Origin of the sequence: Brevibacillus sp. 7WMA2, from assembly GCF_010748895.1 — a bacterium.
Classification (GTDB): Bacteria; Bacillota; Bacilli; order Brevibacillales; family Brevibacillaceae; genus Brevibacillus_B; species Brevibacillus_B halotolerans.
The window spans coordinates 1,022,996-1,048,669 of sequence record NZ_CP048799.1 but is presented as its reverse complement, the minus strand read 5'-3'; the positions used below and the strand labels follow the sequence as shown (position 1 = coordinate 1,048,669).

21 protein-coding genes are annotated in these 25,674 nt (G+C 41.7%); 3 read left to right on the top strand and 18 right to left on the bottom strand.

Features of this window, described 5'->3' with window-relative positions:
* Positions 1–13: 13 nt before the first annotated feature.
* The 3 genes from GOP56_RS04180 to GOP56_RS04175 all read right to left on the bottom strand — a co-directional run bounded on the left by GOP56_RS04180 (position 14) and on the right by GOP56_RS04175 (position 3,487).
* The gene (locus tag GOP56_RS04180) at positions 14–1,624 is read right to left on the bottom strand and encodes a fibronectin type III domain-containing protein (protein ID WP_254068602.1); all 1,611 of its coding nucleotides are present in this window, start codon (positions 1,622–1,624) and stop codon (positions 14–16) included.
* 236 nt (positions 1,625–1,860) lie between these two features.
* The gene (locus GOP56_RS23685; protein ID WP_254068600.1) at positions 1,861–2,064 is read right to left on the bottom strand and encodes a hypothetical protein; all 204 of its coding nucleotides are present in this window, start codon (positions 2,062–2,064) and stop codon (positions 1,861–1,863) included.
* A 427-nt stretch (positions 2,065–2,491) separates the two neighbouring features.
* On the bottom strand, positions 2,492–3,487 hold the full coding sequence (locus GOP56_RS04175; protein WP_101668196.1) for a DUF2167 domain-containing protein: 996 nt from the start codon (positions 3,485–3,487) through the stop codon (positions 2,492–2,494).
* A gap of 425 nt (positions 3,488–3,912) precedes the next feature.
* Here GOP56_RS04175 and GOP56_RS04170 point away from each other — a divergent pair, with 425 nt between their 5' ends.
* Positions 3,913–4,308: a RidA family protein gene (locus tag GOP56_RS04170; protein WP_068793331.1), complete on the top strand. Its 396-nt coding sequence runs from the start codon at positions 3,913–3,915 to the stop codon at positions 4,306–4,308.
* A gap of 402 nt (positions 4,309–4,710) precedes the next feature.
* On the opposite strand, the gene GOP56_RS04165 is transcribed toward GOP56_RS04170, so the two are convergent.
* The 11 genes from GOP56_RS04165 to GOP56_RS04115 all read right to left on the bottom strand — a co-directional run bounded on the left by GOP56_RS04165 (position 4,711) and on the right by GOP56_RS04115 (position 18,575).
* Positions 4,711–5,694, bottom strand: a complete 984-nt coding sequence (locus tag GOP56_RS04165) for a glycerophosphodiester phosphodiesterase family protein (RefSeq protein ID WP_163244599.1) — start codon at positions 5,692–5,694, stop codon at positions 4,711–4,713.
* 249 nt (positions 5,695–5,943) lie between these two features.
* Complete coding sequence (arcC, locus tag GOP56_RS04160; RefSeq protein WP_003337444.1) at positions 5,944–6,900, bottom strand: carbamate kinase; 957 nt, start codon at positions 6,898–6,900, stop codon at positions 5,944–5,946.
* Positions 6,882–7,796, bottom strand: a complete 915-nt coding sequence (locus GOP56_RS04155) for an oxamate carbamoyltransferase subunit AllH family protein (RefSeq protein WP_163244598.1) — start codon at positions 7,794–7,796, stop codon at positions 6,882–6,884. The genes arcC and GOP56_RS04155 overlap by 19 nt, the downstream gene beginning before the upstream one ends.
* Before the next feature lie 26 nt (positions 7,797–7,822).
* Positions 7,823–9,088, bottom strand: coding sequence for a YlbE family protein (locus GOP56_RS04150; protein ID WP_163244597.1), 1,266 nt, complete (start codon positions 9,086–9,088; stop codon positions 7,823–7,825).
* Positions 9,089–9,190: 102 nt separating this feature from the next.
* Complete coding sequence (gene fdrA / locus GOP56_RS04145) at positions 9,191–10,933, bottom strand: acyl-CoA synthetase FdrA (RefSeq protein WP_163246800.1); 1,743 nt, start codon at positions 10,931–10,933, stop codon at positions 9,191–9,193.
* Positions 10,934–11,054: 121 nt separating this feature from the next.
* On the bottom strand, positions 11,055–12,104 hold the full coding sequence (gene allD / locus GOP56_RS04140; protein WP_003341985.1) for an ureidoglycolate dehydrogenase: 1,050 nt from the start codon (positions 12,102–12,104) through the stop codon (positions 11,055–11,057).
* Between the two features lie 37 nt (positions 12,105–12,141).
* Positions 12,142–13,191, bottom strand: a complete 1,050-nt coding sequence (gene allD / locus GOP56_RS04135) for an ureidoglycolate dehydrogenase (protein ID WP_068793437.1) — start codon at positions 13,189–13,191, stop codon at positions 12,142–12,144.
* Between the two features lie 120 nt (positions 13,192–13,311).
* The gene (gene allE / locus GOP56_RS04130) at positions 13,312–14,076 is read right to left on the bottom strand and encodes a (S)-ureidoglycine aminohydrolase (protein WP_022585260.1); all 765 of its coding nucleotides are present in this window, start codon (positions 14,074–14,076) and stop codon (positions 13,312–13,314) included.
* Between the two features lie 64 nt (positions 14,077–14,140).
* The gene (locus tag GOP56_RS04125; protein WP_003337435.1) at positions 14,141–15,421 is read right to left on the bottom strand and encodes an MFS transporter; all 1,281 of its coding nucleotides are present in this window, start codon (positions 15,419–15,421) and stop codon (positions 14,141–14,143) included.
* 55 nt (positions 15,422–15,476) lie between these two features.
* Positions 15,477–16,709 (bottom strand): allantoate deiminase, encoded by a 1,233-nt coding sequence (gene allC / locus GOP56_RS04120; protein ID WP_163244596.1) that lies wholly within the window; start codon positions 16,707–16,709, stop codon positions 15,477–15,479.
* Between the two features lie 183 nt (positions 16,710–16,892).
* A complete protein-coding gene (locus GOP56_RS04115) occupies positions 16,893–18,575 on the bottom strand; it encodes a PucR family transcriptional regulator (RefSeq protein WP_254068598.1) in 1,683 nt (560 codons plus the stop codon).
* 201 nt (positions 18,576–18,776) lie between these two features.
* On the opposite strand from GOP56_RS04115, the gene GOP56_RS04110 reads away from it, so the two are divergent.
* The gene (locus GOP56_RS04110; RefSeq protein ID WP_163244595.1) at positions 18,777–19,643 is read left to right on the top strand and encodes an alpha/beta hydrolase; all 867 of its coding nucleotides are present in this window, start codon (positions 18,777–18,779) and stop codon (positions 19,641–19,643) included.
* A 566-nt stretch (positions 19,644–20,209) separates the two neighbouring features.
* Here GOP56_RS04110 and GOP56_RS04105 read toward each other — a convergent pair.
* The 3 genes from GOP56_RS04105 to GOP56_RS04095 all read right to left on the bottom strand — a co-directional run bounded on the left by GOP56_RS04105 (position 20,210) and on the right by GOP56_RS04095 (position 23,988).
* Positions 20,210–21,202, bottom strand: coding sequence for an ABC transporter substrate-binding protein (locus GOP56_RS04105; protein ID WP_163244594.1), 993 nt, complete (start codon positions 21,200–21,202; stop codon positions 20,210–20,212).
* Positions 21,203–21,297: 95 nt separating this feature from the next.
* Entirely contained in the window at positions 21,298–22,605 is a 1,308-nt protein-coding gene (locus tag GOP56_RS04100) for an NtaA/DmoA family FMN-dependent monooxygenase (protein ID WP_163244593.1), read from the bottom strand.
* 567 nt (positions 22,606–23,172) lie between these two features.
* Positions 23,173–23,988, bottom strand: coding sequence for an AraC family transcriptional regulator (locus tag GOP56_RS04095; RefSeq protein WP_163244592.1), 816 nt, complete (start codon positions 23,986–23,988; stop codon positions 23,173–23,175).
* A 140-nt stretch (positions 23,989–24,128) separates the two neighbouring features.
* On the opposite strand from GOP56_RS04095, the gene GOP56_RS04090 reads away from it, so the two are divergent.
* On the top strand, positions 24,129–24,860 hold the full coding sequence (locus GOP56_RS04090; RefSeq protein ID WP_163244591.1) for a DUF4386 domain-containing protein: 732 nt from the start codon (positions 24,129–24,131) through the stop codon (positions 24,858–24,860).
* On the opposite strand, the gene GOP56_RS04085 is transcribed toward GOP56_RS04090, so the two are convergent.
* Positions 24,857–25,441 carry a Crp/Fnr family transcriptional regulator gene (locus tag GOP56_RS04085; protein ID WP_163244590.1) on the bottom strand — a complete coding sequence of 195 codons (585 nt, stop codon included), beginning with the start codon at positions 25,439–25,441 and terminating at the stop codon, positions 24,857–24,859. The two genes, GOP56_RS04090 and GOP56_RS04085, sit on opposite strands and share 4 nt — an antisense overlap.
* Positions 25,442–25,674: the final 233 nt, after the last annotated feature.

Below are 25,674 nucleotides of genomic sequence, written 5' to 3'. Positions count from 1 at the left end.
CAAACCCTTTATTTTACTCCTGTACGGTTTTTTTCGTTAGTAGATTTCCATTTTCATCGTATAAATAATGAAGAATAACTGTTCCGTCTTTTTTAATAGCGATTAATTGATTTTGCTCATTGTATTCGTATTCATACAAGGCTGCGATATGGTTCTCACGAAAAGCAATCGAGAAGGCATCGCTTTTTGCTTCAGCAGTTGCACCAACAATACATTTTTTCTCTATTTTCACCATCAGGTTGTCCACTGGCTTATCATGAATCTTGGCTTTTCCATTCAATTGAATGGTTATCTGATTGTCTGAATCACGTTTTGTCGAGACCGTTAAACCTTCTGGCAAATTTTCAATCGTGATCCCGCTAGAGAGATCTTTTGCAAAAACTCCCTGCTTGAGATAAACACTTAAAGGTGTAGCTATGCTGCCATCGTTTTGACTTGACTCCTGAAGTACATTCGTAGATAGGATTAGCTGCGGATTCGTCACGGTACCAGGTATCTGGACTTTTAACTCATCGCTGAGTAACGATACGGTTAAGGATTCAAAAATGACAACGACCTGATAATGATATTGCATGCCAGGCTGTACATTCTTATCGACATATTTATTATTGCTTACATTTTTAGGATTCTCCCCATTTCGGATCACGGTATACGATAGAATCGGATCATTTGGTTTTACGACAGGGTCCCATGTTAACGTAACTTCGTTTTCGATAACAGATGATGCTACGAGATTAACCGGCTTCGTGGAAAGTTCATGTAAACTTCGATAAACCTCACCCTTGTAAATCACATCGATATCAGCATACTTATCCTCATTTTTTCCACCACAACCGATGAAAATATAACTATCCTTTTTTACATACCCACTGTAGTTATCCTTATCCTGATAGGTAATTCGGCTAGGTGCCTCTCTGAAAGCAGATTCCTCTCTAGTTAAGCAGGATGAATCATCATAAAACCGTTCTTTCTTATAGATTTGGACCGATTTTTTATAGGGAATGGGAACCGCGACATTACTTGGCTCGGAACGTCTACCTGCTAAATCGATCGCTCGAACCACATAGCTGTAAACCAAGGGATCTTGATCACTATCCGTAAACGTAGTCGTTTTTGTAATAGCAATGCGCTTCCCATTTCGATAGATTTCATAACCTGCTAAAGCAACATTGCTTTTCGAACCAGTCCAGTTGATGACCATTTTTTTATCATCCGTTTCAAATGCTTTCAAAAGACCGGGTCTTGTTGGCGGCTCTTCCTCTTCTAAAATCGATCTTTTCTTGCGAAGCGAAACCTTAGGTTGATTTGTAAGCTGCTCGTCTCCTAGTTCAAAATGCTCAAGGGTAAGCGGGGAACGCTCAATGTTCCCACTGTATTCAATGCTGAGAATCACTGTTTTTTGATCGTCTTTATCTAGTACAGTAGCGAAGTATTTTCCTTTAACCAGCTGACCCCTATACTGATTGTCGTTATAAGTAATCTCTGGTGCAGCAGCTTCATACATCGACTTCTCTATTTCGATAAGTTTACTTGGATCAAGCTCTTCTTGTGGTAATGTTCGTTCAGATGTAAGAGAAATGGTAACAGCTTGTTTTGTCTCTTGTTCTTGCAGAATTTTTTCCACGGTCTCTTTTTCAAGCGTTACCTCATTTTCTTGAGTAAGCTGAGAGGAAACGGAAGATTCATCTCCCGGTATAGAAATGAGTTCGGAGTTTGTTTCAGGCTCTTGGGTCTGTTGTTTTTGCTGGTTTTCCTGATTTTCTTTTTTTTCTTGGTCAGGTTCTATCCCAGATTCTTTCTCAGATTTTTGTTCAACGGTTGAAGCCGTGTTTTCTGAGGGCTCTGGCGTTTCTGGCGTAGCTAGAGAGGAAGAATCAGAGCTGGGCGTCTTTTCCTTCGCAGGCTGTAAAATCCCCTCTGTTCCAACGTCTGGCTTGTCGTTGGCTCTGATGGTATTGCTTGATCTGTTTGCTCTAAAGCAATGACTTCACCTCCTGGCAAGATACTGATACACAGCGTGATAATCCATATCATTGCCGTCCACTTTCTAATCATGTTGTACATACGAGATAGTTACCTCCCATTTCCAAATTGGCAAAACATAGTTGTCTTATAATGAAAGCTGGATCGTAACAAGGGTATCCATGAAGTTAATTTATTCCATTATAAAAAATCTTAATGACATTCCCCTCGCCCTTCCTTTAGAGCAATATTTTACCACGCTGTTCTACGATTTCAGTTTTTTAACTTTATTCGCAACGGCATTAAATTTTTCGACAAAAATAAACTGCTTTTGACAATAAAAAAGAACACTAAGTCAATAGCGTTCTACAACGTGAAGATAAAAGAACAGGAGGTATTGGGGGACCTAGTAACGAACACCTGATTATTACATTTGGACCACCGTTTATTTCTACTTCTTTCTACTACTTACATACGGTTCTTATAAAAAGTAAAAAACCACCTCGGTTACCCAAGATGGTTTCACTATTTATAGCGTTTTAGAATTATCGTTTGAAGCAGATGTCGAGTCAGTTTGATTAGAAGGAGCCGATGATTCAGTTGATTCTACTACTGGAGCTTGCTCAATTGAAGAGGTAGGATTAGCCTCCGCATCCATAACACCGTATGCTTCCACAGGGTTCTTTTTCTTTTTGAAGATGTTCATGACCATTTTAAAGATACCACCTAATACAAGAACCACAACAATCCATGCTTTTTTCAAAAATACTAAAATAAGTGCAAGAAAACCTACTTTTTTAGCAACAGCTAAGCCTAAACCACCTAGAACGAGTCCAGTCAAGCCATAGTCAGCTAGCTTATCTGTAGACGCATCATAATCGTCGTATCGATTTCCTTCTACCAACTTGAATTGAGGCACAATTTGCTCCGTTAAGGTCTTTTTATCCTTCGCTAGTGTTGCTGGATCAGATACAAGAATAAACGAAACATATCCTTTTCTTGTTAACATTTGCAAATTGTAGTTGATAATCGGATTTTTGTTATTATCCTCGGCAAGCATTGACCATTGCAGGGTATGTGTTTTTGCATCATAGGAAGGGGGTACATCCCAACCTACTACATGAATTTGTTCTTCTGGCTTACGTTCTTTGTTATGCTCTTCTGTTCCTTCTTTATAACTCTTCAGAATTGCATCTTGATCAATATTGTTTTGCTCATCGTCCATGATGTGTCCTACTTCATCATATTCCATTACTACGAACCAATTTTCCTGATCCGAAGTAGGATATACACTTCCAATCTCACGTGACGATGTAGAGTTACCGAATTGTTTTTGGACCATGATTGTATCTTCTTTGTTCAAATAAGCAAGCTTATCAGGGATTTTAAAAGTAGCTAAACGATCTCCTACATGAACGGTTGTCCCCCCTTTCACCCACTTTAGATTTTCTGCTGCATAGACAGAAGTGGTAAAAACGGCAATAAGTAATACAAGAATGACAGAATAAATGCTTTTTGATTTCACCTAGATGCCTCCATTGTCAAAATTAGTATGATATACAAACGTAATCTTAACAATTGATTTAATAATGGTAAATGATATATAAGTTGTGAATAATTAAGCAGAAAGTCATGGGCATTTAGGAACTAACCGCATTATTCTGATTAATGTATATTTTACAAGAGTCTTTGGATACATTTTACACTTTTATTCTCTATCTATTTTCCTTTTGAATAGCGACCTGTGTTCCTTGTATAGCAATTCATAAAGGGCTTAAGTAGGTAGATTTTTGTCATTTTATGTGAAATAATTGTACCAATCTTACGGGAAATGACATAATTATACCCCCATATGAATCCTAATTTTTAGATTTAGATTTGGTGGTTCTCATCTACAAGGTGAGTATGTCACTCTAAAATTTGTTTGATAAAACAAGGAGGAGAAGCGCCTTGCAAAAAAAATTTATAAATCCTGAAGCAATGCCAGCGACTTTTGGTTACTCCCATGTAGTAGATGTTAGCAATGCCCGTAGAACAATATATGTTTCTGGACAGGTTGCAATTAACGCAGAGGGTAATATAGTAGGAATGGGAGATTTAGCTTTACAAACAAAACAAGTATTTGAAAATATCAGAATAGCTTTGGAGGCTTCGGAATTAAACTTTCATGATGTAGTGAAATTAACTTTTTTCTTGACAGATATCTCGCAAATGCCAGTTGTTAGAGATATTCGGGATCAGTACATTAATACAATGAATCCTCCAGCTAGTTCAGCAGTAGAAGTTAGAAAACTGATAAAAGATGAACTATTAATTGAAGTAGAGGCAATTGCGGTAGGAAACTGACCTTTCACGTACCTTACAGAGTTGCTGTTTGTGTTACATAATCATCAATTGTATAAAACCTTAAAATAAATAAAACAGATAAAGACTAAGATAAATGAGCTTCTATCTTTAGTCCTTATCTGTTTACAAAAAACACTTTTGCTTTTGTTTCGCAAGTTGGTGTGATCTAAAAATGTTTCTGGCCAATTTTGTGTGGGAAGTGTTGTAGTTTTATATCTCTGAACCCTAGCAGAATGGATGCTAACTTCATGAAAAGAAGAGCTAACTTTACATAATATATATTATGTGTATTATTTTTATACCGATTCCTTCCTATTTAAATGTGCCTCGTCTCTTATTATCTTTCTGCCTATTCTATAGAAAGTGCTACCGAGAAAAATCTATTTGCCCGAAAAGGATAGTCTACTGTTTATATAAAGGAGCTATTTTATCAATCCGATTTGTCCATATCCCACCGCTGTAATTGTTTGGTAGGCGTTTGATATCCTCAGGAGAGTCAAATCCACTTGAAAATCCTTCTCCATCTCCACCTACAATAATGACTCGTGTGTCCATTTCATCCATCCGATTCAGAAAACGATTTGGCCATCCCCATAACCAAGGAGCAAACTGATCAGGTATATGTAACTGGGCATGCTTTAGACTAGCGGGAACGTAGCCGGTCCACCCTATTGCCATATAAGTAAGAAGATCTTTTTTCAACGAAGCCTTTGACATGGTTCTCAGGCTAGGAATTCGCACTTTTATCTCAGCTATCGGCTTATCCCCGCCATACACAGTTAATTGGTCCAGCCGGCTAGCGGGTAGTTTTTGCAGATAAGCTGCCATTTGAATTCCTTCATTGGCATCATTGCTTTTGATATGAATCAGAAAGGAACGATCAGGAAAATGGTTTAGCACCTCATCCAGAGTTGGCATTAGATTGATTCCTTTCCCTCGGAATGGAAAGGTTTTACCGCCATCTGCCGTGTAGCCGTATCCAATATCGAGTGCTTGCAGCTCTTTGGTTGTAAAATCTCTTGTAACACCCTTCCCATTCGTACGACACTCAAGAGTCCAATCATGGAAAACAACGAAATTGTTATCTTTTGTCCATTGAACATCGAATTCTACTATATCAGCACCAGCTTTAAAAGCGGCATCCATAGAAGGGATGGTATTTTCTAAATAAGGATGCTCTGGCATCATTATTCGCTCGGCTGTACAGGTATCATTCGTGATATTTTCCATGCTAAAGGTCTGAGCAAGTCCTCGATGGGCAAGCAACAGAGGTGATCCATCGGGTCGATGGGCAAACAAAGAACTGTTGTTACCATAGATAAATACAAATAGGACAAGACATATCCAGACGATTTTTCGTTTCAATAGTTTCTTTATCATGTTCATTGGTTTCTCCTGTTCCATCTCTTGTTGATAGCTCACGTTGTGTTTATTACATTCATACTTTTACATACTATAACTGATCTGATTGGTTTTACAATGATGCTGAGATGACATTTTACTCACATAAAAATAACAAATATGTAGTTGATTGTTAGTTGGAATGGTTTTTTTGTCATAAAGTAGAATAGAGCAGTCCTATTGTCATTTACATGACTATAGAACTGCTCGTGTCGAAATAAGCTCTTCTATTATTTACTTTGCGCTAGATATAGCTTGAGTGATGCGGGTACCTGCTTTTCCTGCCAAAGCTAAATCCGCCTGATCCAAGGAACAAATGATAGCAGTCCCACCTTTTTCGGCAAAGCCTATGGCTGATTCCATTTTAGGTCCCATGCTTCCGGCACTGAACTGACCTTCATCAGCATACTGCTTAGCTTCTTCCAGCGATATCGTTTCAAGTGATTTTTGATTTGGTTTGCCATAGTTCACATACACATTCTCAACATCTGTCAAGATCATAAATATATCGGCATTCACATCTTGAGCAAGCTGGTAACCACTTCGATCTTTATCGATTACAGCTTCCACCCCTACAAGAGTTCCGTCCGATTGACGGGATACAGGTATACCTCCTCCACCCGCAGCAATAACGATGTTCTCTTGATCGGTCAGGGATTGGATTAAGTCAGCTCCGATAATCGCTTTTGGCATTGGAGACGGAACTACACGACGCCAGCCTCTGCCTGCGTCCTCCTTCACAATCCAACCTTTTTCCTCAGTAAGGCGCTTGGCTTCTTCTTCACTGTAAAAAACGCCTATCGGTTTTGTCGGATTTTGGAATGCTGGATCTTCCTTTGATACTTCCGTTTGAGTCAGCATGCTTATTACGGAATTAGTTAGTCCGAGCTTTTGTAGCTCATTTAATAGGCATTGATTCATCATATACCCGATAAAGCCTTGGGATTCTGCACTGCACACATCAAGAGGGAATGGCGGAACTACTTCTTTTGCTTCGTCCTGTTGACGCAAAATATTTCCGACCTGCGGACCGTTTCCATGTGTGATAATTACCTCGTATCCCTGCTTCACAATACGTGCGATTACCTCGCAGCTTTTCTGGATATTCTCCAGTTGATTTTCATAAGTAGCCTGCTGTTTGGGTTGTAAAATAGCGTTGCCCCCAAGAGCAATTACAACTTTTTGTGACAATTTGAATTCCTCCTTATTATCAGCATACCGATCAGTATGCCAAATGCTGTATCCAGACCTGAGCTATGACCTACGCGTAACAAATCTCTAATCCTCTCATTCAAGCTGTCTGTATCCTTTTGTAGTAGAGAATGTAAAACATCTGTCACCACCGAGCTAAAGTCCCTCTTCAGCGCATACTTCAGATATTCCCGACTGATATCTGTTGTCAGTGCTTCGTTCTCCACCAGACTGGTTACGTGCAAGCGGAAGGAGTCCGTCAGCACTTCCGTTACCGCATCCACTGCAAGCAGTCCCACCAGCATGTCGTCTCCAGAAGGAGTGAGGCCTTTTCCTCGACCAATCCAGTACCTGAGAACTTCATCGATCTGTGAGAAGCTCTCGGTTGAAGCAGCATCCATCAGTTGTAACACCTTCCGTTCGCTTTCCGAACAAAACCCAAAGGATTCCTTCATGAAGCAGTGGATATAATGCTCTACGGAAATATCAGCTCCTGTAGGCCGATTATCCTCTACTAGCTCAACTACAAACGCCTTCAAATGCCGAAGCAAGGATTCAGGATGCTCCGTCATCGGTTCTACATAGAGATGATAAGCATGTTTAGGGTTCAATTTTATATAAAACGTGGAAAAGAGAAGAGCCGACATGCCGCTGTCATAGCGAACGATTTCCCCTTGCTTGATCAAAGAAACAAGCTTGGGTACCAGACTATCCTCCACGTGAATGCCAAAAGGAAGCAGTCCGTTCTTTGTTCCCCCGATAAAAATAAGCCCATCTTCCATTCCGATATTAAATCCGTTCTGAAACACACTATGGATATAGCCGGGGGTGCCGGTTTGGAGGAGAGGGTGTACAGACTGGCTGTACATCCCGTTTATCTGTAGTAATTCTTTCATGTCGCTCTCCCCTTTTCTGCGTTTTGTTAAATTAATCCCAGTTTTTGTGCATAAGCTTCCAGAGCTTTTTCAAAGCAAGCGAGCGGTGCACGAACCGTACCTGCGCCAATTTGACCTACACCAGGCTCCTTGTGGGCAATTCCAGTATTGATGACTGGTGTGATGCCTGTTTCTACTACTTTTCGTGCATCGATTCCGAGGCAGATACCTTGGAAGTTCCAAGTTGGAATCGTGAAGTTAGGGTTATGATCAATGCAAATTTCTGTCATCTCATTGCTGGTTGCTAGCGCATCTTCAAATCCGCCCGCACCGACGAAACGCGTAACACCTGGTGCTGCAACCATAGCCATACCGCCAACGCCAAATGCTTCTGTAATAGCGCTATCACCGATATCAGGATTCGCCATTTCCTGGGAATAGCCTGTAAAGAATAATCCCTGAGGCGTATTAACTGGGGCTGTAAACCATTCGTCTCCCATACCGCTGATACGTATTCCGAAGTTTTTTCCATTTCTAGACATAGCTGTTACCACTGTGCCGTGCTGAATTGTTCTTGCAGCATCCAACACCGCTTTCGAGGTTGCCATCGCAACGTTCAGGAAAAACTGGTCAGTATCTGCTAGGAATTTCACTACATCGAATTTGTCTTTTTCAGATGCATCGGTTTGCAGGATATAAGGACTGATTTCTTTTAAAAATACAAGAGAGGCTGCGATGTTGCGTTGATGGAATTCGTCTCCCATCGTAATTGCCTTTGCCATCATGACGTTAATATTTAAGCCGTTCTCAGTCTGATGCAAAGCCATAGAGAGAGTAGGCGCCAGAACATCTCTCATCCATCTTAGACGCTGGATAACCTCCTCAGAATAGGCTCCGAATCGTAGTACTTTTCCGATTCCTTCATTCATCGTACAATAGGCACGATTTCCATCGGTCTGATTTTCCACAACCAATAGTGGCATGTTGGCTGATGTAATACCGCCCATAGGTCCTACAGCTTTGACATGATGGCACGGAATGAATGTGATGTCCCCTTGTTTTAACATGGTCATCGCTTCTTCTTCATTCGCCGCCCACCCTTCGAATAAGCATGCTCCGACGCAAGCCCCTTGCATTGGTCCTGTCATGTCCTCGAATTGAATAGGTGGACCTGCGTGGAGAAGCACCCGACCGTTTAATTCCTCTACTACGGATTTGGCAGGAACTACATCTACTAGAAAAGGAGCACCAGCTACAATTTTTTGAATAACTGCCTGATTTGCTTCATCAATTGTTTGATAAGGTCCGTACATGCTACATCCTCCTAATTGGATATTAGTTTATTTGTATGTTCTTATATATATGCTTTGTAAGCGTTTTAATAATAACGAATTGTTTATGTTCTAAATGACAGCTTACTTCAATAAGCTCAAGATCTTACGCATTCTTTCATTTCCTCCAGCTACCGGGCGCCAATCAAAATGTACAGCACTTCCACCGTAGCTAGTTACTGCGTTTACAAATTTTTTGAGTCCCACATTAATCACTACCGGCTTTCCACTCAAAAGCTTAACAATGGATTCAGAAACCTTGTTATCTTCTTGTTCATTCTGGTTACTAGCAACCAGTGATTTTTCCTTGTCCTTAAGCTGGATTCCCATCATGGCGAGAGCTGTCCGAACAGCCTGATTGTTGCTTTCTTTTACGATAACGCCAGCTTGCTCAAGCTTTTGCTTTTGCTCGTGGTAATCTTGTGGATCTTTTTCAGTTCCGCACACCGTTGCTACGAAATACAGGTTCTTGCCTTTTTCTCTAGCATTACGTTGAGCTTTCTCTATGACAGGCAACAATGCGCTAGCCATATCATCATGGGCACCGTAACCTAAAACAACATCTAGTAAAATGATCGCTGTGGATTCATCCAAAGCTGCCTGCTCAATGTAATGGATTCTTGTCTCCGGATCAATCATTGGATGAGGCTTGCCTTGTGTATACTTGTCATCCCCTAAGTCGATTACCTCATGACCTTTGGCTTTTAGCATATAGCCGTCTTCATGAATGAGTTGTCCTAATTCAAGACCTTTCGACATCAGGATAGCGGTTTCATAAGCAAGCGTACCACCTGAGTACAGACCTTTAATGGCGGTTTGTTCTGGTTTCAGCTCAACTTTCGGAGCCTCTGTACTTAGCATATTGTAGTTGGCCTTGATTTCTTTTCCTTTAGACAGATCCACGGCAATCATGGCAGTCTCTTCCAATGTGTGAGCATAATATACGCTGCCTTCATGTGTTTCAGGCTCTTCACCTACAAAAATAGCAACTACTGGTTTTGAAATGCGCTGTAAAAGCTGAACCACCTGGTTACGAACTTCTTTTGCAGGAGGTTTTGAAATAACTACGATTACCTCGGTAGCTTGATGCTTCTCAAGTCCTGCAATAGCATCTAACATTGTAATTGCACCGATCGTTTCAGAAAGGTCTCGACCACCTGTTCCGATTGCATGGCTTACGCCTCCACCCAAACGGTCAATCAGAGTGGTAACTTCCTGAATACCAGTACCTGATGCTCCCACGACACCAATGTTGCCTTCTTTTACCACGTTAGCGAAAGCTACCGGAACACCGGACAAAATCCCTGTTCCGCAGTCAGGCCCCATAACCAGTAAGCCTTTTTCATGGGCTTTTTGTTTGAGTCGTAGTTCATCCTCAATCGTAACGTTATCACTAAAGATAAAAGCATGTAGACCGCGATCAAGTGCTTTTTCTGCTTCTTCGGCTGCATATTGACCAGGTACAGAGATCAGAGCAAGATTAGCCTTAGGCAGAGCCTGCATCGCTTTATCCCAAGTTCGAACGGATTCGAATTCCTGTTTGCTACTGCTGATAGCTTGGTTTTTCAGCTCCTCTTCAATGGTGGTCAGCACCTGAGCTACTTTGTCTTCATCGTCTGTATCAATCACGATGCACATGTCGTTCGGTCCTGCTTTTTCTAGCTCATCGGTAAACATACCCGTATTTTGGAAAATCTCTTTATTCGCAGGTGTTCCCATCATAATGGAGGCTTGTTTGACTCCATCCATCGTGGAAATCTTGTTTGTTAGGAGCATGAGATTAACCGAATCTTGATAGGAATTTTCTTTAATGATGGAATGTAGCATTAGTACGAGCACCTCTTCCGTCAGATAAGTTGATTTATTCATTAAAGCATCACAGCGTCAATTGATTAAAGAATAGGGATGCTGCTATAGGATGACATCTCTTTCTAGGCTAGCTATGAACTTACTTTGCAAAAGGATCTTTCTTGTCGTATTGGTTTTTATGAACAACGTCCGACACTAAATAGTCATACACATCATCCACGATTTCGATCCCGTTGCTCTCGCTCTCTTCCTCGCGAATTTTACTACGCTGTCCCGGATAAGATACTTCTTTAAACCCAGGAGCTGGTTTTATCTGATTCAAATCCTGCATTGTATTGGTAATGTTTTGTAAAAATCCAGACATGCTTGTAAAATAAGCAGGATTAATTACGATATGAAGCTGTCCCAGATTCCGGTATTCTGTCAGGTCATGATACATCGATGACACTTTATTTCCAAACGGCAATCCGAGTAAAATACCGGAAAGTACATCTACCATCATCATTAATCCGTATCCTTTAGGTCCAGCGATTGGTACCAAAGCGTTCACCTGGAATGGATCTGTGGTTGGATGACCCTCTTTATCTACCGCCCATGTATCTGGAATGGTTTCATTTTTTGATCTCGCATGTAAGATTTTTCCCCAAGCCTGTACGGTTGTCGCCATATCGAAAGTAATCATGTCGTCCCCATCCCCAGGTGCAGCAAAGGCGATTGGATTTGTACCATAATACGGCTCTGAGCCCCCAAATGGTACGACCATCGGATCAGATTGGCACAAAGAGATTCCAATCATCTTCTCTTTTGCTGCCTGCTGAACAAAGTAAGAGAGGGCTCCACTATGGCCGATTCTGCGAACACCTACAACTGCAAGACCGTTCTCTTTGGCCATTGCGATAGCTTCATCCATTGCTACCTTAGCCGCTACATGCCCTGCCCCATTGTCACCATCAAAAATAGCAGTGCAAGGACCCGTTTTTTCGAAGGTAAACGCAGGATACGCATTGGTACCACCCTTAGCAATCCGTTCGGCGTAGTATTCTACACGCATGGCACCATGAGAATGAACACCCCTTGCATCCGCATGAACCAGAACGTCAGCTACTCCTTCTGCATGCTCCTCTGTCAATCCGGCTTTATGGAGTTTGCGAGTGATTAACTCCTTTAGCTCTTGTTTGCTTACTCTCATTTATGCCACCTTCCCTTTCACACTACAACCGCCTATTTTATTTAGCAAAGGGGTCTTTATGATCATAGGCATTTCGATGGACGATATCCGAAACTAGGTATTCATAGACATCATCGACAACTTCAATGCCATTTTTTTCATATTCTTCCTGAATCATGTCGTTGTTTTGACCTGGGAAAAGCACTTGTTTAAAACCGGGTGCCGGCTTAATTTGATTCAGGTCGTCCATTGTAGCAGAAATATGTTGTTTAAACATATCTGCATCTGTAAAGAAAGCTGGATTAATTACAAGATGAAGCTGACCAAGGTTCCTATACTCAGTCAAATCATGGTACATGGAGGAAACTTTATTCCCAAATGGAAGATTAAGCAGAATACCTGAAAGCACGTCCACCATCATCATCAAGCCATAGCCCTTTGGACCCGCGATCGGAAGCAGGGCATTTACCTTGAAAGGATCTGTGGTTGGATGGCCTTCTTTATCCACCGCCCAAGTTTCCGGGATGGATTCCTGTTTAGATCGAGCATGAAGAATTTTTCCCCAAGCCTGTACAGTTGTCGCCATGTCCAGTGTCATGATGCGCTTATCATTGCTAGGGGCAGCAAAAGCAATTGGATTGGTACCGTAGTACGGCTCAGAACCTCCGAAAGGAACGACCATCGGATCAGATTGGCACAGAGAAATACCAATCATCCCTGATTTTGCAGCCTGACGTACAAAATAAGAAAGAGCTCCACTATGTCCAATTCTTCTGACTCCAACAACAGCTACCCCGTTTTCTTTGGCCATCTTGATAGCTTCGTCCATCGCCTGCTTAGCGGCTACATGACCTACTCCATTATCCCCGTCAAATACCGCTGTACTAGGGCCTGTTTTTTCAAATGTAAACGAAGGATCAGTATTTAATCCACCTTTTGCAATCCGTTCTGCATAGTATTCTACACGCATGGCTCCATGGGAATGAATGCCTCTAATGTCGGCATGGACCAGAACCTCCGCCACACCTTCTGCATGCTCTTGGGTCAAACCTGCTTTGTGCAGTTTATTGGTAATCAGATCTTTTAACTCTTGTCTGGATACTCTCAATTCCGACACCTCTATTACATTGGATTTCAGCAATACTGTGATTGCTCCTTAGCTATAACAAGGAGAATGGTAAAAAGCAGTCACCTTTTACCATCTTCCTCGTCTGCTGAGGCACTTCTCTTAGAGATCCGCGTCTCGGTTGCAGTCTTTCGAGTAAACATAAGCAAGCTTCTCTCGACCGACAGCGTAGCAAGCCTGCTGCACATATGGACCCATAAAGATATAATCGCCTTTTTTCACAGGAATCCACTCGTTATCGAGGTTGTACACTCCTTCACCAGAGAGTAAGTATGCTCCATGCTCCTGAACGTGCGTTTCGATGAATGGATGGCATGCACCCGGATCAAAGGTCAAAATGTGGAAATTCATATCAAAAGCTATTTCTTTTGGTAGAAGATCCTGAATTCGCATATCAGTCATGCCATCATAATCTTCTTCCGGGATATCATTTGAGTTACCGGAAACGACCCATGGTTTCAAGTCTTTTAACGGTTTATGTTTCTGCTTGTACAAGAATAGCTTGCTGTCACCATCCTTTAGGTTTTCCAAATACATGGTTGTTCCTGGTGGGCAGTATAGGTATCCGCCACTTGTCAATGTGTAAGCCTGTTCATCAGCAGATGCCTTTACTTCACCTTCAAGAACATATACGAAGGTTTCGACAAGGTCTTGTCCACCAAAGCCATCTGTATTTTTGCCACCCTTATGCATCGTAACCACATAATCGACAAAGCTTGCTCCAAGCTTCGGAGTTGCCAAAATAGAAATCGAGCAGTTGTCAAAACCCGGAACCACGTTATTAACCAAGCCCTCCGGAGCAATCAAAGCATACTTGCCATGTTTAATGATGGAACGGCTGGATAGTAAGTCAGTTGGATAACCCATTGTCATTTCTCTCCAATTCTCTATTTTTTTGGGCCATGCTTCCGTCAGTACAAGACTAACGAAATCATTTGCTAAATTTGAAGTCTTGTTCGTTGGCTTCTACCTTTTTCCTGCGTGAGGATTTTACATTCACAAAGAACAGGAATGCGGTACATACTATAATAATACCGATTGCGAGGTAAAAGCCCAAGATTTTGCTTCCTGTAGCGTCTGAAATTAAACCGGTTACAAACGGAGCAACTACAGATGACATCATTCCAAAAAAGTTAAACACACCAAACGTTGTGCTATATCCTTGTTTCGGAGCAATATCTGCCACGTAAGAGATCATAATTGGATCTACGGCTAGTTTACCGAAGAATCCATACATGATTAGGAACAAAATCAGTAATTCGTTGTTTTGCACCGCCACCGTTAAATACAAGGTAACTGCGGCTATAATTTGTAGCAAAATAACAACCATTATCTTTTTATGCTTGAACTTGTCAGACAAACGGCTGAACAATAAGGCCCCTGGTACTGAAGCAAAGGCAACCAAAGCAGAAGCAAAGCCGATAGCAGCACCTTGAAAGCCTCTTTCCATTTGCAGGTAACTAGGAAGCCAGGTTACAATCATGTAATACCCGTAACACACGGAAAAGTAAATGACATAAGCAGAAACCATGCGAATATCGCCAAAAAGCGTTTTCATTGTTGCTTTATCATTCGGATCTTTTTCCTTTGTTCCTTCAACAGCTTTTTCTGCTGGTTTTTCCTTAATCACTTTAGCAAAGGCAATAACAACAATAATAATTAAAGCACCTGTAACATAAATGAGAGGTCTCCAGTCCCAGCCGAGTCCCTTTACCATGTAAGAGGAACCGATGTATCCTAGGGCCATTCCGAGCGCCGAGCCGCTGTTAATAATGGCAGTGGAAAAGCCTCGCTTCTCATTTGGGATTGCGGAGGATGAGATTGAATAAGCTGGCCCATAATAAGTACCTTGTCCAAGTCCTGCTAGGAAGCTTCCCACTAACAGGAAAGCCAAAGATGGTGCAATCCCTACTGTAAAGGCTCCAAAAGCAAAGATTAAGAAGCCCGGGATCAGCATTATTTTTCTTCCAAATTTATCAGCGAGAAAGCCGGATGGAATCTGCATAGAGGTATACGCCAGAAAAAACATACTGGAGATTAGACCCATGCTAGCATCTGATTCCACACCAAGCTGCACTTTAATTTCTGGTAAAATCGGGTTCAGTACAGTTCTGTAAATCCAGATGACAGTCCACCCAAGACAAAACAGAATGACGACCTTTTTCCAATACTCAAGACCACCTTGTTTAGCTGCTGGTGTATGTTCGTTCATCTCTTTTCTGCTCCTTACGATGAGGTTATGGGCAAACAATACGCCAAGATGTCACCTATTCTTTATAGGCTAGCTCATAAAGTGTACCGATCAGAGCTTTTACGCCCTCGGCTAAATCATGAGGCTCAGTATACTCAGCCGGGTTGTGGCTAATTCCCTTTCTACTTGGTACAAAAATCATTGCTGATGGAACAAACGGCGCTAGAATTTGAGCATCATGTCCTGCTCCGCTGTGCATTAGCTTATAATTCAAACCTTTTTCCTTACACTGTTTTTCGATTACTTCAACTACACGTTTATCCATAGGAACTGGGTCAGCATCCATCCACATATCAACCTTCAAGCCTACGCCCATTTCTTCTGCAATGGTATTCATAGAAGCCATAATTTCTTCCGTAAATTGAACAAGCGCTTCTTTCTCAGTATGGCGAATGTCCATTGTAAATAGGGTATAGCCCGGAACCACGTTAACCACGTTTGGTTTAACTTCAATTTTGCCTACCGTTGCTACTAATGGATCTCCGTGCTTTTTCGTTCTGTTCATCACGTCACAGATCATGGCACTAGCGGCATGAACAGTATCCTTGCGATAACCCATCGGGGTCGTACCAGCATGGTTAGCTTCCCCTGTCACTTCTACGGTAAATCTGCGTTGGCCAACAATACTATGGACTACGCCTACAGATTTTTTCTCATTTTCCAGAACACTGCCTTGCTCGATATGGATTTCTACAAATGTTTTCAGATCTTTACGAATCTCAGTGGATTCTTTCCGAAAACCAAAGCCGCATTCTCTCATCGCATCCACAAAGGCTATGCCATCAAAGTCTGCTATGTTTTCTACTTCTTCGCGCTTGGCTGTGCAGACGATATTTTTGGAACCCCAGAATGCATAAGGGAAACGACTACCTTCTTCCTCAGCCATGGATACCACTTGTAGATTACGCAGTGGATTTCCGTATTTTTCCTTTAGGTATTTAATCGCAAGCAATCCTGCGATAATACCGTATTGGCCATCGTAGAATCCACCATTGCCTACCGTATCCACATGAGAACCGGTTAAAATAGTTTCATCCTGATACTTTGTTCCTCGTAGGCCTCCAAATAGATTACCTACCTCGTCAAAATGGAAGTCAAAGCCTTCTTTATTCATCCAATCTTCTAAAGCTTTTTGAGCTTCTAACCACTCTTTCGAGTAGAGAAATCGGGAAATGCCCCCTTCAGGTTCTTTTCCAAAATGGCCCAGCCACTCTAAATGCTGTACAATCTCTTTACTTAACTCTCCCATACTCACTGTTCCTTTCTCTGAAGATGAATTGATTCGTATGACGTTTTCCTAACTTGCACTCTCATTGTAAGCGCTTACTATCATAGAGTCATTAACAGGAGTGGATAAAAGTCAAGCTAGGTATTTATCCATCTTGGGTAAAAAAAAGACGGGCATAGGCCCGTTTATCTTGCTTTTGTTATTTTATTTTTCAGTTTTTACCAGATTTAGAATCTTAAGGCCTACCCGGACTCCTAGCATCTCCTCCGAGTCCTCAAAATCCATGCTCGTTATTTCTCTAATCCGTTCTAGTCTGTACATGACCGTTTTATAATGGACAAATAAATCATGGGCTGCTTTTGCAGCATTTTGGTTATGCTCTAAAAATACCTCAAGCGTATGCAGAAGATCATTTTTAATAGCACTCTTACTTTCAACCAATCTATTTAAAGAAGGAGGTATGAAAGAAGTTAGGACAGCAGGGTCTGGAAATTGACAGAGCAAACGGAACAGTCCAAGCTCGGCAAAGGCGGTAATCGATTCTTTTCCATAGAGCTTTTCACCTAAATCCAATGCATCCTGTGCCTCTTGATAACTTCGAGAAATATCCATTACCGTTTCTGCTACATTACCGATGCCGACCTGTACAACAATGTCTTTGGCTTTAGCACGGATCTTCTCTTGAATCTCACGTGCCCTCTCCTTCACAGCAGATAGCCAGCTTTTCCCCTTTCCTTCCTGCTCGTTAACTGGCAAGAGCAGGATAATTGTATCTCCTCGTCTTCGAAAAATACCATTCACAAAATGAGAGCGCACAGCTTCATGTAAATCGCTGAAGGTTTTTGTTTGCAAGCTCCGTGTGCTTCGCAGCTTATCCATTTCATTTTGGCTCAATGACGTAAACTCTTCTTTTACATGAAATAAAAGCACAGCATAGGAACGATCTAAATCCCAACCGATCAAATTAGCTCGATGATAAACCGTCTCTAGCATTTGGCTTTTACCCGCTAAAAGATCGTCAATAATGTCATTTTTAAATTCCCGCTCCACTTCTGCTACGGCAAATTGCTTGACTAGCTCAAGAGATAGGGCAGTAGCAGCATTTTCCATCGCAATAAAATCTAGCTCTTCCAGCCGCTTATGGGCTTCCGTGATGACTAGATGCACTTTAATATGATTGATCGTCCGAATGGGTACGACTACCTGCTCGACAAATTGAGGCTGCGATTCACCTTCTAAAATCTGCGCCGTCAACCAGTAATAAGGGAATTTGGTTTCAACTTCTTTCTCACGTTCTACTAAACTGTCCCGTTGTTCGATAGGCATCGTGTATGAGGAAGTAGCCGTCATACAAACAAAATTCCGGTCATAAATGGCGACAGGGTTTCCAATCAATTCACCTAATGTAGTAATAATGGATTCCAGACCGGCATCCGTTAGGGAAAGCGCCGTGAAGCGGTCATGGACTTCGATAAAGTATTTAAGCTTCATCACCTGATTATTAAATAGCTCTTCCATAACTGGATAAAGCACGTCCACATAAGGAATGTCTTGAGGAATCTGGATAATGGGCAAAGCTACCTGTTCACCCGCCTCCACGATCGCATCCGGGATTTTTTGGACGAATCGGTGGTTTTTGATCATCAAAGCACTGACTTTCTTTTCAGCAAGACGTAAGACAAATTCTCGTTGCTCGTCCTCTGTATAATTACGGATCGGATATAAGCTAGTCAGCAGCATCTCGCCACCCTTTAGCCAATCTGCAATATCGGGTGCTTCCATTATGGTGATCCCTTTAATCACATTGGAAAGCCCATTCTCGCCACCCAATACCTTCGCATCCTGTAATCTCTGCATTCTCAGTATATGCTCTACCCTGAACTCCATATCCTTAACTCCAACCCCTTCATTCGAAATAATCTTAGCTGTCTTTATATAGAGAAAAGGCTCCATTTTCTTATGTGTTCCCATGCCAGCTATTGAGTCTGATGACAGAAGACAGTACTATAAGCATACCAATACTATCACTAGAAGTCTTCGTTAAGATACATCGTAACAGAAAAGACAGACTTAAAAAGGAGAAATAAAGTGAGAACAATTTGTTATAAAACCGTTAATGGGATTCATTTGCTCGGGGATTTTTATAGCACTAGCAAAACGAATGCCCCTGTTATTGTCTATATCCATGGTGGCGGATTTATTTTTGGATCGAGAAAAGATATTTTGCCGGAACACATCACGCAATATAATCAGGCTGGATTCCATGTTTTCTCTATCGATTATCGATTGGCTCCCGAAACCAAGCTGCCTGCTATAGCCGAAGATGTTCAAGATGCTCTACGATGGGTTCGTGACCAAGCCCCGGGCATGCTTGGCATCGAGCCATCAGCGATTGCTGTAATAGGCTCTTCTGCGGGAGGTTATCTCGCTTTACTTGCAGGCTCTAAAGAGTCGTATGTAAAAGCAATCGTCTCTTTTTACGGGTATGGGGATATTCGGGGGAATTGGGCGTCAGAGCCGAGTCCCTTTTACTTACAGAAAACGCTTGTCCCCAAGGAGTTAGCCGATCAATTAATTACGAAAGAAGTACTTACAGAAAGCTCCATCCAGCAAAGATTCGGTCTTTATTTATATTATCGTCAGCAAGGTAGTTGGATTCGGGAAACAACAGGACTGGACCCAATACGAAATCAGGAAGAGCTGAGACTACTTTGTCCGATTGTGTACGTAAATCCCTCGCTCCCTCCTATTATGCTCCTACATGGGGAAACAGATCATGATGTTCCTTGCGAGGAATCTATATCTATGGCCGAACGGTTAAAAGGCGTTGGAATCGAGCATACACTCCTTACCCTCCCTGGTGAAGACCACTTATTTGATCGACAACCAGAGAAAGAAAACGTCCAGCGTGCGTTTGCTCAAGTGCTTGACTTTCTGTATTGTCATTTGACTTAAAATACGATAAAAAAACGTATTTTTTTGTAATTCTAGCCAGTTACTGATTTCTACTCCCAGCGACATGACTATCTACCTATTAATTCTATTTTTTCAAAATAAATAAAACCAATAAAAAACACAAAATAGTGTGGTTCTGTCGTTCTTTATTACAAATAGTAAGAGCTACATGTAAATCGCTTATGTACTTTGATTTCAAAATGAAAGAAGCAGTCAGGAACGAAAAAACATTCTTCTGACTGCCTCTTTTTATTTACCTATCGAACCCGTTAGTTCAACAACTTATCCGTTACTTATGAGACGGTTCATCGAACTATCTTTAAACAAAAAATACAATTTAACCACAACATACACATCAGTATCTAAAGTCAATCACTCTGATAAAGAAGTGGTTTCTTTAAGTGAAACACCTCTTTTTTAATCTTTGATGATGTATGGATTCCAGCCATACCTCTTTGATCGATGTCCACGAGGGACAACAAAAGCAAGCACCATCCAACAATCGCAAATGAAATCGTCCCTTTCATGAGCATCAGATCCATTTGCTGCAATTTTTCTTCTTTCAATTATTTATCTAGATGCTTTTGCACACCTTCTAGAAACCTCATTCGACTATAAGCGGGACCTCCTTCCATAAGCGGATCAACCACGTTAACATATACGTGATCTTGTTGAAAGGCATTCAGGTTTTGTATGACGGGATTCTTTTTCAAGTCTTCAAATGCATGTTTCGCTTCTTGCGTTTCACTCGTAGAGAATTGCACAAATAAATAATCCGGATTCATTTCCGCCAGCTGCTCGATAGAGATCGCTTCTTGCGTTTTCGCCATGCTTATCTGTTGCGGAACCTCCAAACCAATTTCGTCGTATAAGACAGGGTTAAAGTAAACATCTCTCGGGTTAACGAAAGCTTGTGACCCACGAATGCGAACAGCGGCTACTTTTTTGCCTTGAAGCTTTTCTTTCAACAATGCTTTTACTGCTTGTGTATCTGTTTCATATTGAGATAGAATCTTGTCTGCCTCTGTTTGCTTTCCTGTTAATTCTGCCATTAGCTTCAAATTAGATTTCCAGTCTGTAGCAATATGCGATACCAAAATAGTGGGAGCGATTTTTTGCAATTTCTCCACTGCTTCTTTTTGGAACTTGGATGAACCTAAAATAACGTCTGGCTTTAATAGCAATATTTTCTCAAAGTTGGGTTCCTGTTTTTCACCAATTGATTCCGACTTGCGCGTTACCGAAGCAAACATTTCTGGAAACTTTCCACCTATCGATATTGCCCCTACTGGGTGAACGTCAAGCACTACCGCATCCTCCATCGCTTCCATAGCCCCAGTAATCACAATTTTTTCTACCTTTTGTGGAACGGTATACTTTTCACCGAGATACTCGATCGTTCTTGTGTCGCTCGCTCCTGCATTGTCCACTTCGGCTCGTGCTGTTTCTTTGTTGTTCATAGAGGTTGAACTTGCTTCTTTTTGTTTTGCTCCTCCACATGCAGCCAAAACCAGCATGAATAATGCTATCAATCCAACCAGCATAAGCTTTTTATTCATTTTTCAGCTGAGCCCCTTTTAACAAAATTTCGAAATAGAAATTTTGATGATCGATATCTAGTTCCATTCTTGAATCCCTGTCTCAAAGCAATAGCTTATGTAATCCCCAAATGCTCACGCAAGGTGACACCCGTATATTGGCTTCTGAACAAGCCGCGTTCAACTAACTGCGGCATCAGTTTATCAAAAAATAATTCCATTGATTTTTCTGAACCGCCCGGAAGAGCTATAAATCCGTCAATCGCTCCAGCCTCAAACCGCTCAATAATATCGCTTACCACGTCATCAACCGTTCCAACAGAAACCCAGTGGGCAGATCCGACAACCTCCGGCCTTGCCAGCACCTCTTCGACTGTAGGCTGATGGTTAGTAATATACCGGCGCAACAGCTCAGCATGGGTTCGGCTACGGACTGGCTGATTGGGATCAGGCAGCATATCGGCAGTGACACGATGATCCAAAGCAAAGCTGCTTAAATCAAGACCGAGCACTGATTGGAGCGATGCATGTCTGCGCTCCATACTCAAATGTGCATGTGCAGCCTTATGTAATTCATTCGCTTCCTCGCGAGTATCGGCCAAGAAAAAATATAATCCAGGCAAAACTTTGATGGCGTCCGGATTTCGTCCATGTTCCTTGGCTCTTTTTCTCAGATCAGTTCGTAATTCCACTCCGGATTCAAGGTCTGGCATCGCCGCAAATATAGCATCCGCTACTGTAGAGGCAAAATTCCGTCCTGTATCCGACGCACCTGCTTGAAAAAAAGGAATGGATCCCGATTTATGGGCGGGCATAGTAAGCGGACCCTTGACACTGAAGAACTCACCTGAATGATCAATTGAGGAAACCTTATCCCTATCAGAAAACATGCCTGACTCCCGGTCCATTATAATTGCTTCATTCGGAAAGCTTTCCCAGAGCTTACGTACAACATCTGTAAATTCCATTGCTTTCGTATATCTTACTTCCGGTGAAGGCATAGGGAAATCGCCGAAATTTTCGGCGCCTTCGATAGAAGTGACTATATTCCAGCCAGCACGTCCATTGCTAAGCCAATGCAAAGACTGAAGCTGCCTAGCAACAACATACGGCGGATTAAAAGTCGTAGAAATAGTCGTAACCAGCCCGATCCGCTCGGTTTCACGAGCAATCGCTGCGAATATCATCGTAGGGTCAGGACTACCGAAATTAGCGGAATCGCCCAACATCTGTGGGCTCACATAAAGATAATCCGCCCTGAAAAGAAAATCGAGCTTTGCCTTCTCCGCTATTTTTGCCAAATCAATGTAATAATCTATAGAACCCATTTTTTCCACACCGCTGTCTGGGCGCCGCCATCCGTCACCTTTCATCCAAGTTGCAGATAGAGATAATCCGATGCACAATTGGCTATTTTCCGTCATTTTATCACCCTTTCAGACTAAATAATTCGATCAGAAACATGCTTTAGAAGGCGAAGTCGACCGATTGAACATTCATCAACATCGCCACTCCATAGTAACATCGCGATGATCAATGATGAGAACCGCCTAGATTTGAGCCAAGCTCGGCAAAAGCGTTATCGCGGTCGAGCCTGTCCTAGGTATTCTTGGTCAAATCGACCATTGACGGGCACGCCCTTTCCTTTACTTATTCACCCCCCAAATTAACAATGATTCTCATTATCAATGAATAGTGTAGCAAGAACTAAATCAAAAGCAAATGCACAAATCACGAATGTCATATGCATCATTATCTAATCTAGGTATGCTAAATGATTAAGTAGCTGATATTCAGAACAGGGCAACGACGGTACAGGAAAGGAATACTGAGGTAAACAGGAAGTAGCCTGCCCTCCAGATTCATCACCAGCCGTTGCAGCCTGATGACGCACTCGCTCGTCGATTCAAGGCGCGCTCGAATACAGCATAGCCAAGATTTGGCTTGCTTTCTTCAATGGAATCCTGCTTTCAATAACTCTAGATATGTGATCATCTACTTGTTAGGTATGCGGAGGGAGACACACCGAATTTCTTTTTAAAGACTCTACTGAAATATAGCGGATTGGCATACCCTACACTGACCGCAATGTCGCTGATAGGAAAATTACCCACTTTCAGTAATTCGCTCGCTCTTTCCATACGATAATGAATGACATAGTCGATCGGACGGAACCCAGTATATTTGTGAAAGTAGTAGGAGAAGCGTTTGGGACTCATCCCATGCAACTCAGCCAATTCGTCGAGTGTCAGCGGATTCATATAATGTCTGTTAATGTATGCAATGGCTTCCTCTATCACCCTTTTACTCGGTGAACAGCCACTCTCTCGATGCTTGCAACCTACCAGAACTTGATGCATGATGCTTAAGAATAATTCCTTGACACGAAGTTTCTCAATCCCGCCAAGTGTATAGGCATTCTGATGCATCATGATCAGCAATTCTATCACTCTCGGATTTGCTCCCGGTTCCAGCTTGAATTGAGAGTCGCATACATGACCGCTATTTTCATCACCTAGCTTGTCCAATCTATAAAAAAGCAAATAGTACTCGTACTCAGATTGGCCTAAAACCTGCGAGTCCAGTTGCATGCCTGGAGCCGCATGTAGTACTGTTCCTGGATGTAATTCGTAGGCAGTTCCATTCACGCACATTCTAGCTTCTCCACGAATGGTAAATAGAAATCCATGCCTTTCGGTTCTAAATTCGCGTAATATACTTTTCGGCTGGATGACTAACCGGTAGGCACCTTCTACATCATAGGAACCACTAGCAAATATCCCTGCTAATTTATCCACATCTATCATTGTTTATGCTCCTGCTCCTTATCCAATAGTAAAAAATTTGAAAACGAACAAATAAGTATGGTCTCTTGATTTACGTCAATGACCAGTCAAGCTCCTCCTATTAACATAAAGATAAACATTGTCATATAGGAGGCTATCTTATGGTTACCTCAGTAAAAGCGTTATCAAATGAGCGAAAAGCCGCCATAACTGCTGGCACATCAATTATCATCATGGCACTTGCTGCATTTTTTTCCTATGGTTTTGTCCATGAAAGCCTTGTGATAAAGGGCGATGCCAGCGCCACATTTCATATCATCATGTCATCAAATAGCCTATTCAAAGCCGAAATTTTTGGGTGGGTCATCATCCTGATAAGTGACACTATAGTAGCATGGGCCCTGTATATTTTCCTGAAGCCCATTAATAAAAACCTTTCATTACTCGGTGCATGCTTCCGTCTAATCTATTCGACAATATTGGGAATTGCCATACTAAACTTGGTATTTGTGCTACTACTCTCAAGATATCCAAATTATTTATCCTCTTTTAAAATCGAGCAAATTCAGTCACTTATGATGCTATTTCTTGAAACATTCGAATCTATTTGGTCTATTGGTTTGATTGTTTTTGGCGGACACCTGTTGATGGTTGGCTTTGTGGCCCTCCAATCAGACAGCATTCCTAAAGTGATCAGTATATTATTGCTGCTTGCTTCAATGGGTTATATTCTCATTCACCTAAGCAAAACGTTTTTTTCACAATATGATGGAATAATTGCAATACTTACTCTTGTATTTACGTTACCAATGATTGCAGGCGAACTAGGCTTTGGGATATGGCTACTGCTCAGAGGAGGAACACTCCCCAAAAGTGCTTCACAGCCTTCCTAAGACTCACTGGTATTAATCCGCTTCTTGATTCTACTTAATGACTCGGGAGTAATACCAAGATAACTCGCCAATTGATGCTGGGGTACACGACTGACTAAATGAGGTCTTTTTCGCAATAGCGCTTTGTAGCGTTCTTCAGGTGTAGAAGCGATAAATGAAGTCCATTCATCTTGTACCTCGCCCAGGTTTTCCTCTACCATCTTGCGTATCATGGTTTCTAATTGTGAGTGTTTTTGAAACATGTCCTTTTCGACTTTAAGATCACCAACAACCATGATACAGTCTTCTATACAAGTAAAGGTATAGGCAGATGGCTTATTTTGCTGATGACGATTGAAAATCGAGACCGCTTGCTCTTCTGTGTAGAAATTGGACGTGACTTCTTTCCCTGTTTCATCTATCATGTATTGTCTTACACATCCCCGTAATACGAAATAACATTTTGTGGGGACATTCCCTTGTCTAAGGAGCACTGTTCCCTTTTTATATTTCTCAATTAGGATATCTTCAGCGATAGCCTTTTGTTCCTCTTCACTAAGAGATGTAAACTTAGACATATACTTGAACAAGGTGCTTTTCATTTTTCTCTCCTTTTCTCTCTTACATGAAGGAATTATGGGTATTCTCATCTCTTATTTATATCATACTCCGACATCTATACATTATTTTGAGAAGCTGTTGTCATTAGATCGGAAGTACTCTCTGTCGCAGGGAAAAAGAGAGCAGGTATTGATAATCCCCACCTTACATGATTACGAGTAACAATAATAGGGCTGCCTTTTGTCATCTTTTACGACTCAGGGACAGCCCCATT